At 72.9% G+C, this 13,147-nt stretch carries 8 protein-coding genes; 2 read left to right on the forward strand and 6 right to left on the reverse strand.

Features of this window, described 5'->3' with window-relative positions:
- Together ACWEK3_RS03220 and ACWEK3_RS03225 are read left to right on the forward strand one after the other, a co-directional pair.
- A partial coding sequence (locus tag ACWEK3_RS03220; protein WP_453248779.1) for a type I polyketide synthase occupies nucleotides 1-5,265 on the forward strand: 5,265 nt, incomplete at its 5' end.
- Between the two features lie 124 nt (nucleotides 5,266-5,389).
- Nucleotides 5,390-6,151 carry a thioesterase II family protein gene (locus ACWEK3_RS03225; RefSeq protein WP_450543681.1) on the forward strand — a complete coding sequence of 254 codons (762 nt, stop codon included), beginning with the start codon at nucleotides 5,390-5,392 and terminating at the stop codon, nucleotides 6,149-6,151.
- A gap of 208 nt (nucleotides 6,152-6,359) precedes the next feature.
- On the opposite strand, the gene ACWEK3_RS03230 is transcribed toward ACWEK3_RS03225, so the two are convergent.
- From ACWEK3_RS03230 to ACWEK3_RS03255, 6 genes are all read right to left on the reverse strand, one after another.
- A complete protein-coding gene (locus tag ACWEK3_RS03230; RefSeq protein ID WP_450543679.1) occupies nucleotides 6,360-7,274 on the reverse strand; it encodes an RNA repair domain-containing protein in 915 nt (304 codons plus the stop codon).
- Between the two features lie 19 nt (nucleotides 7,275-7,293).
- Nucleotides 7,294-8,385, reverse strand: coding sequence for an aldose epimerase family protein (locus ACWEK3_RS03235; protein ID WP_453248780.1), 1,092 nt, complete (start codon nucleotides 8,383-8,385; stop codon nucleotides 7,294-7,296).
- Between the two features lie 33 nt (nucleotides 8,386-8,418).
- Nucleotides 8,419-9,435, reverse strand: coding sequence for a LacI family DNA-binding transcriptional regulator (locus ACWEK3_RS03240; RefSeq protein ID WP_384440626.1), 1,017 nt, complete (start codon nucleotides 9,433-9,435; stop codon nucleotides 8,419-8,421).
- A gap of 63 nt (nucleotides 9,436-9,498) precedes the next feature.
- Nucleotides 9,499-10,524 (reverse strand): ABC transporter permease, encoded by a 1,026-nt coding sequence (locus ACWEK3_RS03245; protein WP_450543674.1) that lies wholly within the window; start codon nucleotides 10,522-10,524, stop codon nucleotides 9,499-9,501.
- The gene (locus tag ACWEK3_RS03250; protein WP_450543672.1) at nucleotides 10,521-11,489 is read right to left on the reverse strand and encodes an ABC transporter permease; all 969 of its coding nucleotides are present in this window, start codon (nucleotides 11,487-11,489) and stop codon (nucleotides 10,521-10,523) included. Before ACWEK3_RS03250 ends, ACWEK3_RS03245 begins: the two co-directional genes overlap by 4 nt.
- The gene (locus tag ACWEK3_RS03255; RefSeq protein WP_450543670.1) at nucleotides 11,486-13,132 is read right to left on the reverse strand and encodes a sugar ABC transporter ATP-binding protein; all 1,647 of its coding nucleotides are present in this window, start codon (nucleotides 13,130-13,132) and stop codon (nucleotides 11,486-11,488) included. The genes ACWEK3_RS03250 and ACWEK3_RS03255 overlap by 4 nt, the downstream gene beginning before the upstream one ends.
- Nucleotides 13,133-13,147 lie beyond the last annotated feature (15 nt).

Here is a 13,147-nt window from a genome sequence, read left to right on the forward strand (position 1 = left end):
GCGCTGGCGACGGATTCGCAGCAGCGGTTGCTGCTGGAGGCGTCGTGGGAGGCGATCGAGCGGGCGGGTATCGATCCGGTCGGTCTGCGGGGCAGTGCGACCGGTGTGTTCGCCGGTGTGATGTACAGCGACTACAGCGCGATGCTGGGCAGCCCGGAGTTCGAGGGCTTCCAGGGCAGCGGCAGTTCACCGAGTCTCGCCTCGGGCCGCGTCTCCTACACGCTGGGCCTGGAGGGTCCGGCGGTCACGGTGGACACGGCGTGCTCGTCGTCGCTGGTGGCGATGCACTGGGCGATGCAGGCCCTGCGGTCGGGGGAGATCTCGCTCGCCCTGGCCGGTGGTGTGACCGTGATGTCGACGCCCGCCGTGTTCGTGGACTTCGCGCGGCAGCGGGGTCTGTCGCCCGACGGCCGGTGCAAGGCGTTCTCGGACGCGGCGGACGGTGTCGGCTGGTCCGAGGGTGTCGGCATGCTGGTGCTTGAGCGGCAGTCGGACGCGATCCGCAACGGTCACGAGATCCTCGCGGTCGTCCGCGGTTCCGCCGTCAACCAGGACGGCGCGTCCAACGGTCTGACGGCTCCGAATGGTCCCTCGCAGCAGCGCGTCATCCGCCAGGCGCTGGCCAGTGGCGGGCTGTCGGCCGGTGACGTGGATGTCGTCGAGGCGCACGGTACGGGTACGACGCTGGGTGACCCGATCGAGGCGCAGGCGCTGCTGGCGACCTACGGCCGTGACCGTGACCCGGAGCAGCCGCTGCTGCTGGGTTCGGTGAAGTCCAACATCGGTCACACGCAGGCGGCGGCCGGTGTCGCCGGTGTCATCAAGATGGTCATGGCGATGCGACACGGTGTGCTCCCGCGCACCCTGCATGTCGACGCGCCGTCCTCGCACGTCGACTGGACCGAGGGCGCGGTCGAACTGCTCACCGAGCAGACCGCGTGGCCCGAGACGGAGCACGTGCGCCGTGCGGGTGTGTCGTCCTTCGGCATCAGCGGTACGAACGCCCACGTGATCCTGGAGCAGCCCGCGAAGGTGATCCAGGGCACGGTGGTCGCCGCTTCGGCACCGGAGTCGGATGTGGTGGAGCCCTCGGTGGTGCCGTGGGTGCTGTCCGGCAAGACGCCGGAGGCGCTGCGCGACCAGGCCGCCCGCCTGCTCGCCGCGGTCACCGAAGAGCCGGCACCGCGTCCGGTCGACGTGGCCCACTCCCTGCTCGTCACCCGCTCGCTGTTCGCCCACCGCGCGGTGGTGCTCGCCGGTGAGCCCGAGGAGACGGTCCGCGCCCTCACCGCCCTGGCGGCGGGCACGACCGATCCGGCGGCGATGTCGGGCATGGTGGCGGCCGGTCGCTCGGCGGCTTTGTTCTCGGGTCAGGGTTCGCAGCGGTTGGGGATGGGTCGTGAGTTGTATGGCCGGTTCCCGGTGTTCGCTGAGGCTCTGGATGCCTTTCTCGCCGTCCTGGATGGCGAGTTGGGTGGTTCGCTGCGGGAGGTGATGTGGGGTGAGGACGCTGGTCTGTTGAACGAGACGGGGTGGACTCAGCCCGCTCTGTTCGCTGTTGAGGTGGCCCTCTACCGGCTGGTGGAGTCGTGGGGTGTGAGGCCGGACTTCGTGGCCGGTCACTCCATCGGTGAGATCGCCGCGGCGCACGTCGCCGGGGTGTTCACCCTGGAGGACGCGGCCCGCCTGGTGGCTGCTCGTGGTCGTCTGATGCAGGCGCTGCCGGCCGGAGGCGCGATGGTGGCCGTCCAGGCCACCGAGGACGAGGTCGTCCCGTACCTGACCGATGAGGTGTCGATCGCCGCACTCAACGGACCTACGTCCGTGGTCGTTTCGGGCGTCGAAGGCGCCGTACTGGAGCTGGCCGCGCGATTCGAGGCGGACGGCCGCAAGACCACCCGGCTGCGGGTGTCCCACGCCTTCCACTCGCCCCTGATGGACCCGATGCTCAAGGAATTCCGGGCGGTGGCCGAGGAGTTGTCGTACGCCACCCCGGTGATCCCGGTGGTGTCGAACCTGACGGGTTCCCTGGCCACGGCCGAGGAGTTGTGCTCGCCCGAGTACTGGGTGCGCCATGTCCGTGAGGCGGTCCGCTTCGCCGACGGGGTGGGCACGCTCGAGGAACGGGGTGTGACCACGTTCCTGGAGCTGGGCCCGGACGGGGTCCTCTCCGCGATGGCGCAGGAGTCGCTGACCGGCGACGAGACCGTCACTATCCCGCTGCTGCGCAAGGACCGTGACGAGGAGACGACTGCCCTGCTGGGCCGGGCCGGGCTGTACACGCGGGGGATCGGGGGAGGCTGGCAGGACCTGCTGGCCGGTACCGGTGCCCGCCGGGTGAACCTGCCCACGTACGCCTTCCAGCACCGGTGGTTCTGGCCGACCAGCCGGGCCGCCGCCACCGGTGACGTCCGGGCTGCCGGGCTCGGCTCAGCCGAGCACCCGCTGCTGGGCGCCGCCGTCGAACTCGCCGCAGGGCAGGGCGTGTTGTTCACGGGCCGCCTGTCGCTGACCTCGCACCCGTGGCTGGCCGACCATGCCGTCATGGGCACCGTCCTGCTGCCGGGCACGGCCCTGCTGGAGATGGCGGTCCGCGCGGGCGACGAGGTCGGCTGCGACCGGGTCGAGGAACTGACCCTCGCCGCGCCGCTGGTCCTGCCCGAGCGGGGCGCGCTCCAGGTCCAGGTCGCCGTCGCCGTCCCGGACGACTCAGGCCGGCGTGTGGTCGGGGTGTACTCGCGCCCCGAAGGCGCCGACGAGTCGGCGTGGGCACAGCACGCGGCCGGTGTCCTGGCACCCGGCGCTACCACCCCACCGGACCAGGGCTTCGACACCGAGGTCTGGCCGCCGCGGGACGCCGAGCCGCTCGACACCGAGGACTGCTACCAGGCGTTCGCCGAGGCAGGATTCGCGTACGGACCGCTCTTCCAGCGGCTGCGCGCGGTGTGGCGCCGCGGCGAGGAACTCTTCGCCGAGGTCGCGCTGCCCGAGGAAGTCACCGGCGAGGCGGCCGAGTTCGGTCTGCATCCGGCGCTCCTCGACTCCGCGCTGCACGCCACCATGCTGGCCGCCACCGGCGGCGAGGAGGGCGACGGAGGAGGCGCCCTGCCGTTCTCGTGGGAGGGGGTCGCGCTGCACGCCTCCGGCGCCTCGGCGCTGCGGGTGCGGCTGGCCCCCGCGGGCGAGGCCGCGCTCTCGGTGAACGCGGTGGACCCGGCCGGTGCGCCGGTGGTCACCGTCGACCGGCTCCTCACCCGCACGGTCACCGGTGACCAGCTGAAGTCCGCGGGCGACGACCAGAACACGCTGTTCGGCGTCGACTGGATGACGTTGGCCGACACCGGGGCCGCTCAGCCCGCGTCGGTCGCGGTCGTCGGGGACGACCCCTTCGGCCTCACCGACGCCCTCACCGGCACCGGCCTCACGGTCGGCACGGCGGCCGACCTCACCGCGCTGCCGGCCTCGCCCGACGCCGCCGTACCGGACATGGTGCTCGTCCCGGTCGCCGGAGCCCCGGCCGGCGGGGACGACCTGCCCAGCGCGGTCCGGGAGGTCACCGCCCGGGTGCTCGCGCTCCTGCAGCAGTGGCCCGGCGAGGAGGCGCTCGCGGCCTCGCGGCTGGTGTTCGTCACCCGCGGCGCGGTCGCCGTGGACGACGGCGGGACCGCGGACCTCGCGGCCTCCGCGGTCTGGGGCCTGGTGCGGTCGGCGCAGACGGAGAACCCCGGCTGCTTCGGCCTGCTCGACCTCGATCCGGCCGCGGCGGACCCGTCCGCCCGGCTCGTCGAGGCCCTGACGGCCGGCGCCGAGGAACCGCAGCTCGCGCTGCGCGGCACCGAGATCGTGGCCGCGCGCCTCGCCCGGCTCGACACCGGCACCGCACAGCCGGAGCCCGCTTCCGGTAACGCGGCGGACGGCACGTCCCGCACGTTCCGGACCACCGGGACCGTCCTGGTCACCGGCGGCACCGGCGGCCTCGGCCGGCTCCTCGCCCGGCACCTGGTGGCCACGCACGGCGTACGGAGCCTCCTCCTCGCCAGCCGCAGCGGCCTCGAGGCGGACGGCGCGAGCAAGCTCGTCGCCGAACTGGAGGAACTGGGCGCCGAGGTCACCGTGCGGGCGTGCGACGTCGCCGACCGGGAGGCCGTGGCCGCCCTTGTCGCGGCGGCACCGCAGGACCGTCCGCTGTCGGCGGTCGTCCATACGGCCGGTGTCCTCGACGACGGTGTGGTCGGCTCGCTGACGCCGGACCGCCTCGCCACGGTGCTGCGGCCCAAGGCGGACGCGGTGTGGCACCTGCACGAGGCGACCCGCGGTCTGGACCTGGACGCGTTCGTCGTCTACTCGTCCGTGGCCGGTGTGTTCGGCGGTGCCGGTCAGGGCAACTACGCCGCGGCCAACACGTTCCTGGACGCCCTGATGGCGCGGCGCCGCGCCGACGGGCTGCCCGGCGTGTCCCTCGCGTGGGGCCCGTGGGAGCAGGACAGCGGCATGACGGGCACCCTCTCCGACGCCGAGGCCGACCGCCTGGCGCGTTCCGGGATGCCGCCGCTGACGGTCGAGCAGGGCCGCGCCCTGTTCGACGCGGTGGTCGCGGGCGACCGGGCGCTGGCGCTGCCGGTCCGGCTGGACCTCGCCGTACTGCGGGCCCGCGGTGACGTGTCCGCGCTGCTGCGCGGCCTGATCCGGGTGCCCGCGCGGCGGGCCGCGGCCCGGAGCGCGGTGCCGTCCGCGGGCACGCTCACCCGGCAGCTCGCCGGACTGGGCACGCAGGAGCAGGAGGAGATGCTGCTCAAGCTCGTGCGCGGACAGGCGGCGGCGGTGCTCGGACACCGGGACGGCTCGGCGATCGGCTCGGACCGTCAGTTCCAGGAACTGGGCTTCGACTCGCTGACCGCGGTCGAGTTCCGGAACCGGCTCAACGCGGCCACCGGTCTGCGGCTGCCCGCCACGCTGCTGTTCGACTACCCGACGACGGTCGATGTCGTACGGCACCTGCGCGGACGGCTCGTCACCGACGACCGGGCGGGCGCCGGTTCGGTGCTCTCGGCACTCGACGCGCTGGAGAAGGCGATCGCCGGACTCAGCCTCGACGACGCGGACGAGCACCGTCGGGTGACCGGCCGGATCGAGGTCCTCAGGACCAAGTGGGCCGAGCTGGGCCGCACGGACATGCCCGACGAGGACTCCTCGAAGGACGACCTGGACGGGGCGTCCGACGAGGACATGTTCGCGCTCCTCGACGACGAACTCGGCCTGAACTGACCCGCCCCGCGGGCCGCCCCGGCGGCCCGCGGGGACCCGCCGCGGCTCCGCCCCGTACCGCCGAAACCCGCCGCATGCCACACCGCCGGCACCATGCCGGCGCTCACGAAAGGTCCAGGAAAGCGTGACAACCCGTACGTCCACCGAGGAGAGCCTGTGGGCCCGGAGCTTCCACCCGGCCCCCTCCCGCTCCACCCAGCTCTACTGCTACCCGCACGCGGGCGGCTCGGCGTCCTTCTACTTCCCCGTGTCCGCCCAACTGTCCTCCGTGGCCGAGGTCTTCGCGGTGCAGTACCCGGGACGGCAGGACCGGCGCAAGGAAGTGTCGCCCACGGACATCGCCACCCTCGCCGACCAGCTCTACGACGCTCTCGGCCCCGCCCTCAAGGCGCGGCCGACCACGTTCTTCGGGCACAGCATGGGCGCCACCCTGGCGTTCGAGGTGGCCCGGCGGCTGGAGGCCGACGGCGGTGAGCTCGTGCGGTTGTTCGCGTCCGGGCGACGCGCGCCGTCGACCGTCCGCGACGAGAAGGTGCACCGCCTCTCCGACGAGGGCATCGTGCGGGAGCTGAAGCTCCTCGCCGGCACCGACACCGCGCTGCTCGGCGACGAGGAGATCCTGCGCATGATCCTCCCCGCCATCCGCAGCGACTACGAGGCGATCGAGACCTATCGGTGCGCCTCCGACGTCACCGTCCGCGCCCCGATCACCGTCCTCACCGGCGACAGCGACCCCAAGACAACGATGGTCGAGGCCGAGGCCTGGCGCGGCCACACCACCGGCGACTTCGACCTTCAGGTCTACCCCGGCGGCCACTTCTACCTGACGGCGGAGGCCCCCGCGGTCATCGCCTCCCTCAGGAAGCACCTCACCGGGCAGGGTTGACGTCGCCGTTCCGCCCCTCGTCAGGCCACGGGCGACGGGCGGAACGGACGACCTCCGGAGGGCTGGGCCCTACGCGTCCGGCGAGCGAGCTTCGGGAACAGGCCCGGTAGGGGCCGCGGCCTGCGGTGGGTCGAGGTGGTCTTGCCAGGTTGGGCTCATCGGGTGGCGCTTGTCACCAGGTGTCGCGCGGGATCGGCCACAAGTCGCCTCACCTGTCGGTGATCGTGGAGAGCCATGCCGTGTCCTCCGGGCCCGGTGCTTCGGGGGCGGGGGTGGGCAGTCGGCGGAGTTCGCCCGTGCGCAGGGCGAGCGTGGCCCGGGGGCGCATCGGTCCGTCGCCCCTGCGGGAGAGCAGGACGAGTTCCCAGACCGTCGCCGTCATGGGGTCCAGCCGGGTGGCGCAGTCGGCGGTGACTTGCCGGGGATCCCGGGTCCGGCCCAGGGACAGATGCGGGGTGAAGTCCTTGGCGGGCCCACGGCAGCGCGGGAACCGCCGGCTCAGTGCCCGGTGCAGGTCCGCCCACGGCGTCTCGCCGGCTGCCGTCGGGTCGAGCCACACGGTGAAGTACGCCCTGTGCCGGAAGGTGCGCACCCCCTCCAGCCGGGCGGTGAAGACCGGCGTCGCGGCCGTCGCCGCGGCGAGCAGCGGGGCCGCCCGCTCGAAGTCGGACTCCGGTACGAAGCCGTAGAGCACATTGACGTGCGGCGGCCACCGGTGGATCTGCGGATCGTAATCCCGGCGGATGTCCTGGACCGCCGGCCACAGCTCCGCGGGCGGGATCCAGGCCACCGCCGTACGGGCCGTCGGGGACACGTCGAGGGCACCGACGGGCTCGCCGCTGCCGGAGGTCGCGTCGAAGCCCGGGTCCGCTCGCGGGGCCCGTACCCGGCCGGCGCCCGACGCGTCGACGCGGTCCACGCCCGTGGACCGGTCCCAGACCACCTCGCCGTCCGCCTCGATGAACACCACCCGGTGCCACGGGATGTCGCCGCCGGGCACGAAGGAAGACAGCGGGACGCGTTCGACGCCGTCTCCGCGCAGGCTGATCCCCAGCACGAACCGGGACGGGTCGAACCGCGGGTCCCAGCGGACCTGGTGATAGATCTCGTCGCTGGTTCGCATCACGCCTCCTCTCCCGCCGTCACTCCCTCTCTTCCTCCAGGGTGCCGCCCGGGACGAGGCGGTACTCGGTGCGGCTGGTCAGGGCGGAGCCCGGGCGCAGCACCGTGCTCGGGTACTCCGGGTGGTTCGGCGAGTCGGGCAGGTGCTGGGTCTCCAGGCAGACGGCCGCGTGCCGCTCGTGGCGGCGGCCCGTCGCGTCCTTGAGCGTTCCGTCGAGCTGGTTGCCGGTGTACACCTGGAGGCCCGGTTCGGTGGTCCAGACCTCCATGGCCCGCCCGCTGCCTGGATCCTCCAGCCGGGCCGCACGCCGCAGGGCCGACCCGTCCGAGGGTGGGCGCAGCACCCAGCAGTGGTCGTAGCCGCCCGCCGCCCGCAGTTGCGGGTCGGGGTCGTGCAGGCGGGCGCCGATGCGGTGCGCGCGGGTGAAGTCGAAGGGGGTGCCGGCCGTCGCCGCGCTGGGCCCGTACGGGATGCCTTCGTCGGACAGCGGCAGGTAGCGGTCCGCGTCCAGCAGGAGCGTGTGGTCGGTCACCGTGCCGGCATCCGACAGGTTGAAGTAGGCGTGGTTGGTGAGGTTGACGACGGTCGGCCGGTCGGTGACGGCCCGGTAGTCCAGCGCCAGCGTTCCTCGGGTGTCGAGGACATAGGTGGCTGTGACGTCCAGTGTTCCGGGGAAGCCCATGTCGCCGTCGGGGCTGCGCAGCGTGAGGCGTACCCCCGCGCGGTCGTCGCCCAGCACGGGCGATGCTGTCCAGTTCCGCCGGTCGAAGCCGTCCGGGCCGCCGTGCAGGGCGTGGCCCCGGTCGTTCAGCGGCACCTGGTGCGCCCGGCCGTCCAGGGTGAAGCGGCCGTCGGCGATCCGGTTGGCGTACCGTCCCACCAGGGCCCCCAGGTACGGGCTCGGGCCGGCGTAGTCCTCGGTGCCGGTCAGGGACAGGACGACCGAGCGTGCGACTCCGTTGCGGTCCGGCACCTCCAGGGCGTGCAGGATGCCGCCGTAGGTGAGCACCTCGGCGCGCACGCCGCAGCCGGAGTCGAGGTGCCAGCGTTCCACCGGAGTGCCGTCGGGCGTGGTGCCGAAGGGGGAGCAGCGCAGGGCGGGTCGGGGCATGGAGGTCCTCGGGAAGGGGGGTGGCGGGCCGGTTCAGCGGTGGCGGCCCAGGGTGGACTCGCGTACCACCAGGTCGTGGCCCGGTCGCAGCCGGCGCGGCTCGCCGTCGGCGGAGCCGGTCAGCCGCGAGATGACGCAGCCGACGGCCTGCCGGGCGATGGCCTGCTTGTCGGGGGAGACGGTGGTCAGCGTGATCGCCCCGAAGCGGCCCTCCTCGATGTCGTCGAACCCCACCACCGCGACGTCCTGCGGGATGCGCAGCCCGCGCTCGCCGAGCACCCTCATGGCGCCGATCGCCTGGAGGTCGTTGTAGGCGAAGACCGCGTCGGGCCGCACTCCGCGGTCCAGCAGGGCGGTCATGGCCTGCGCGCCGTCCGCCCGGCCGTAGCCGTCGGTGGGGGCGACCAGCGAGTCGTCGTGCGGCAGCCCGGACGCGGCCAGCTCCTCCCGCCACCCCTGGAGGCGCAGGTGGGCGGGCTGCCGTGCGCTCTCGGCCCGCGCGCCGAGGAAGGCGATCCGCTGCCGCCCCATCCCCACCAGGTGGCGGACCGCGCTGCGCGCCGCGGCCACGTTGTCGATCGCGATGTGGTCGTAGGGGGCGTCGTACTCCCGCTCGCCGAGCAGCACCAGCGGCGATGTGTCGGTGCGGCCGCGCAGGTCCTGGTTCTCCAGCTCGATCGGGGAGAGGATCAGGCCGTCGATCACATGGGTCCGGAACCCCTGGCAGACGAGCATCTCCTTCTCCCGCATGCCGGCGGTGTGGTCGAGGAGCACGGTGTAGTGGTGGCGGGCCGCGGCGTCGATGACCGCGCTGGCCAGTTCGGCGAAGTACGGGTTGCCGAGTTCGGGAACGGCCAGCGCGATGATCCCGGTGCGGCCCTTGCGCAGGTGGCGCGCGGTGAGATTGGGGCGGTAGCCGAGTTCGTCGATCGCCTGTTGCACCCGGGCCCGCATGGCCGGGGTGACGTGCGGATAGTCGTTGACGACGTTCGAGACGGTCTTGATGGACACTCCCGCTCGCAGCGCCACGTCTTTGAGGCTGACGCCCACGGCGTTCCCTCCTTGTCGGGCCGAGCGCAGGACTGCGACGGTCCTGCGGCACGGCGTCTGTCATCAGGTGCGGCGTGCCCGCGCTAGGTACCGCTGGGCCACGACCACCACGATGAGGAAGCCGCCGCTGACCACGGACTGGTAGGACGAATTGAGCGAGCCTATCTGGTTGATCAGATTCTGGATGACCGCGAGCAGCAGCACTCCCCAGAGGGTGCCGCTCACCGAGCCGGCTCCGCCGATCAGCAGGGTGCCGCCGATGACCACCGCGGCGATGGCGTCCAGCTCCATGCCCACGCCGATGATCGTCACTCCGGAGGAGAGCCGGGCGGCGTTGAGCGCGCCGGCGAACCCCGCGAGCAGCCCGCTGAGCATGTAGACCAGGACCCGGGTGCGGGCCACCGGCAGCCCCATCAGGGTCGCGGCGTCGGCGCTGCCGCCCACCGCGAACAGCGACTGGCCGAACGAGGTGCGCTGCAACACCGTCCCGCCCGCGGCGAACAGGGCCAGCGCGATGAGCACCGGATACCCGAAGCCGCCCACCGTCCCCTGGCCGAGTTCGGCGAAGGCCGAGCCCCGCGGCACCAGGTAGGTGGTGGCGCCCTCGTCGGTGAGGGCGAGCAGCAGGCCGCGGGCCCCCAGCAGGGTGGCCAGGGTGACGATGAAGGGGGCCATGCCGGCCCGTGCGATCAGCAGCCCGTTGAGTGTGCCGATCGCCCCGCAGACGGCCAGCGGCAGCAGCAGCGCGGCCCAGAGACCGTACTGCGAGGCCCAGGCGGCCAGCACGCCGCCGAGCGCGAACACCGATCCGACCGAGAGGTCGATGCCGCCGGTGATGATCACCAGCGTCATGCCCAGGGCGACGACGGCGATGAAGGACGCCTGTACGGCGATGTTCTGGACGTTGTCGAGTGTGCCGAAGGACGGGAAGACGAACGAGGAGACGAGGACGACCGCCACCAGGACGGCGAGGGCGCCGTGCCGTTGGAGGAGCGACGTGATCCGCTCCTGGCCGGCGGTGGGGGAGGGGGACGCCGCCGTCGGGCGGAGGGCGGCCGACAGTTGCCGGGGGGTGGTGAGTGACTTCATCGGGACCTGCGCTCCCGGGCGACGTAGACGGCGACGAGGATGATGGCGGCCTGGGCGATCTGCGCGGTGGAGTCCGGCAGATCGTGCTTGACCAGGGTGGCCCGCAGCAGCTGCATCAGCAGCGCGCCGGTGACGGTGCCCAGCACCCGTACCGAGCCGCCGGTCAGCGGCGTGCCGCCGACCACCACCGCGGTGATCGCGGACAGCTCCATGAGGTTGCCGAGCGCGGAGGGGTCGCTGGCGGTCAGCCGGGCGGTGGCCAGCACGCCGGCGAGCGCCGCGAGGACGCCGCACAGCACGTAGACGCCGATCAGGACCCGCTTGACCGGCAGGCCGGCGAGTCCGGCGGCGGCCCGGTTGCCGCCCACCGCGACCAGTTGCCGGCCGAAGGTGGTGCGGTGCACGACACCGGCCACCGCCAGTGCCAGGACGCCCGCGGTCAGTACCACCACGGGGATGCCCAGCACCTCACCGCTGCCGAGCGCCAGCAGGTCCGGGTTGACGATCTGCTTGAGCTGCCCGTCCGCCGTCACCAGGGCCAGTCCCCGGCCTCCGACGAACAGGGCCAGAGTGGCCACGATGGGTTGCAGGCCCACCACCGCGACCAGGGTGCCGTTGACCGTGCCCACGACGACCCCGGCCACCAGCGCCACGAGCAGCGCCGGAACCAGACCGTAGCCGAGGTAGAGCGGCAGCAGCGCGGCGGCCAGCGCCATCGTGGACCCCACCGACAGATCCACGCCCTCGGTGCCGATGACCAGCGCCATGCCGAGCGCCACGATGACGACCGGGGAGACCTGCACCAGCTGGGTCCGCAGATTGGCGACGGTCAGGAAGTGCTCGGTGAACGCGGCGTTGAAGGCGAGCAGCACCAACACCGCCGTGTAGACGCCGTACTTCTGGAACCAGGCCGGTGCGGCGAGCCGCACCGCGCTCCGTCCCAGTGCCGGCGACAACTGGGTCATCCCTGCTCCTTGTCCGTGTGCGGCGGGGTGTGCGGCGCTGTTTGTGACGCTGCGGGCGGCGCCTCGGCAGCGGGCTCGGGCGTGTGCGCGGCCAGCATGTCCAGCAGTTCGGGCTCGCTGACCAGGTCGCCGGCCAGCTCACCGGCCACCGCGCCGCCGCGCAGCACCACCAGCCGGTCCGCGCCCTCCACCAGCTCCTCGACGTCGGAGGAGATCAGCAGCACCGCCAGCCCCTCCTGCGCCAGTTCGTCGATGAGGGCCTGCACCTCGGCCTTGGCGCCGACGTCGATCCCGCGGGTGGGCTCGTCCAGCAGCAGCACTCTGGGCTCCAGGCAGAGCCAGCGGGCCAGCAGCACCTTCTGCTGATTGCCGCCGGAGAGCTCCTCGACCTTCTGCTCGGGGCCGGCCGCCTTGATCCGCAGCCGCTTCATGAAGATCTCGACGATGCGGTCCTGCTGCCTGCGGGAGACGACACCGGCACGGGAGAGGCGGGGCATGGCGGCCAGGACGATGTTCTCCCGCACCGACAGGCCCGGCACGATCCCCTCGGCCTTGCGGTCCTCGGAGAGCAGGCTGATGCCGGCCCGGATCGCCGCGGCGGGAGAGAGGCGGCGCAGCGGTCTGCCCGCCACCGAGACCGTGCCGGAGTCCAGCGGCAGCGCACCGACGAGGGCCTTCGCGGTCTCGGTACGTCCGGAACCCAGCAGGCCGCCCAGCCCCAGAACCTCCCCCGGACGCAACTCCAGGGACACCTCGTCGAGCAGATGACGGCGGCTCAGCTTCTCGGCGGTGAGCACCGGTTCACGGGCGGCGTCGTGAGCGGCGCCGAAGCCGGTGACGCCGTGCCGGCGGACCTCGGCGACCTCCCGGCCGAGCATCATCGAGACCAACTGCATCCGGTCCAGATCCGCGAGGGCGCCGGTGTGCACCAGCCGCCCGTCGCGGAGCACGGTGACCCGGTCACAGATGCGGTACAGCTCATCCATCCGGTGGCTGACGTAGAGGATGGCGATGTCCCGGCTGTGCAGCTCCTCGATGACCCGGAAGAGCGTCTCCACCTCGCGCGGCTCCAGCGCGGAGGTCGGCTCGTCCATCACCACCACCCGGGCCCGCACCGAGACGGCCCGTGCCAGTGCCACCATCTGCTGGGTGCCCACGCCCAGAGTGTTCAGGGGGCGGCGCACATCGGCCGTGACTCCGAAGCCGGCCAGTAGTTCGGCCGCCTCCCGGTGCATCCGGGGGAAGTCGATCAGGCGCAGGCGGTTCTTGGGCTCGCGGCCCAGGAAGATGTTCCGCGCCACGCTCATCATCGGGACGAGGTTGACCTCCTGGTAGATGGTCGAGACGCCGGCCTGTTGCGCTTCGTGCGGCCGGGCGAACGAGACCGGCTGCCCGCCCAGGCGCAGCTCCCCGGTGTCGGGGCGGTGCACGCCGGTGAGCACCTTGATCAGCGTGGACTTGCCGGCGCCGTTCTCGCCGACCAGGGCGTGGATCTCACCGCGGCGCAGCGTCAGGGAGACGTCGTCGAGCGCCACCACGCCGGCGAAGCGTTTGCCGACGCCGACGGCTTCCAGCACCGTCGGTGGCGCGGCGCCGTCCGCGTCCGGGTGCGGTGCGGCGACAGCCGCTTCGGGGGGTGCCATGGGGGTCAGGCCTTC

The organism is Streptomyces sp. NPDC004721, from assembly GCF_053601495.1.

Bases quoted from the DNA above. Each gene is read 5' to 3' on its own strand.
- ACWEK3_RS03230 (WP_450543679.1), bottom strand. From the start codon at position 7,274: ATGCGAACCAGCGACGAGATCTATCACCAGGTCCGCTGGGACCCGCGG.
- ACWEK3_RS03235 (WP_453248780.1), bottom strand. From the start codon at position 8,385: ATGCCCCGACCCGCCCTGCGCTGCTCCCCCTTCGGCACCACGCCCGAC.
- ACWEK3_RS03245 (WP_450543674.1), bottom strand. From the start codon at position 10,524: ATGAAGTCACTCACCACCCCCCGGCAACTGTCGGCCGCCCTCCGCCCG.
- ACWEK3_RS03250 (WP_450543672.1), bottom strand. From the start codon at position 11,489: ATGACCCAGTTGTCGCCGGCACTGGGACGGAGCGCGGTGCGGCTCGCC.
- ACWEK3_RS03255 (WP_450543670.1), bottom strand. From the start codon at position 13,132: ATGGCACCCCCCGAAGCGGCTGTCGCCGCACCGCACCCGGACGCGGAC.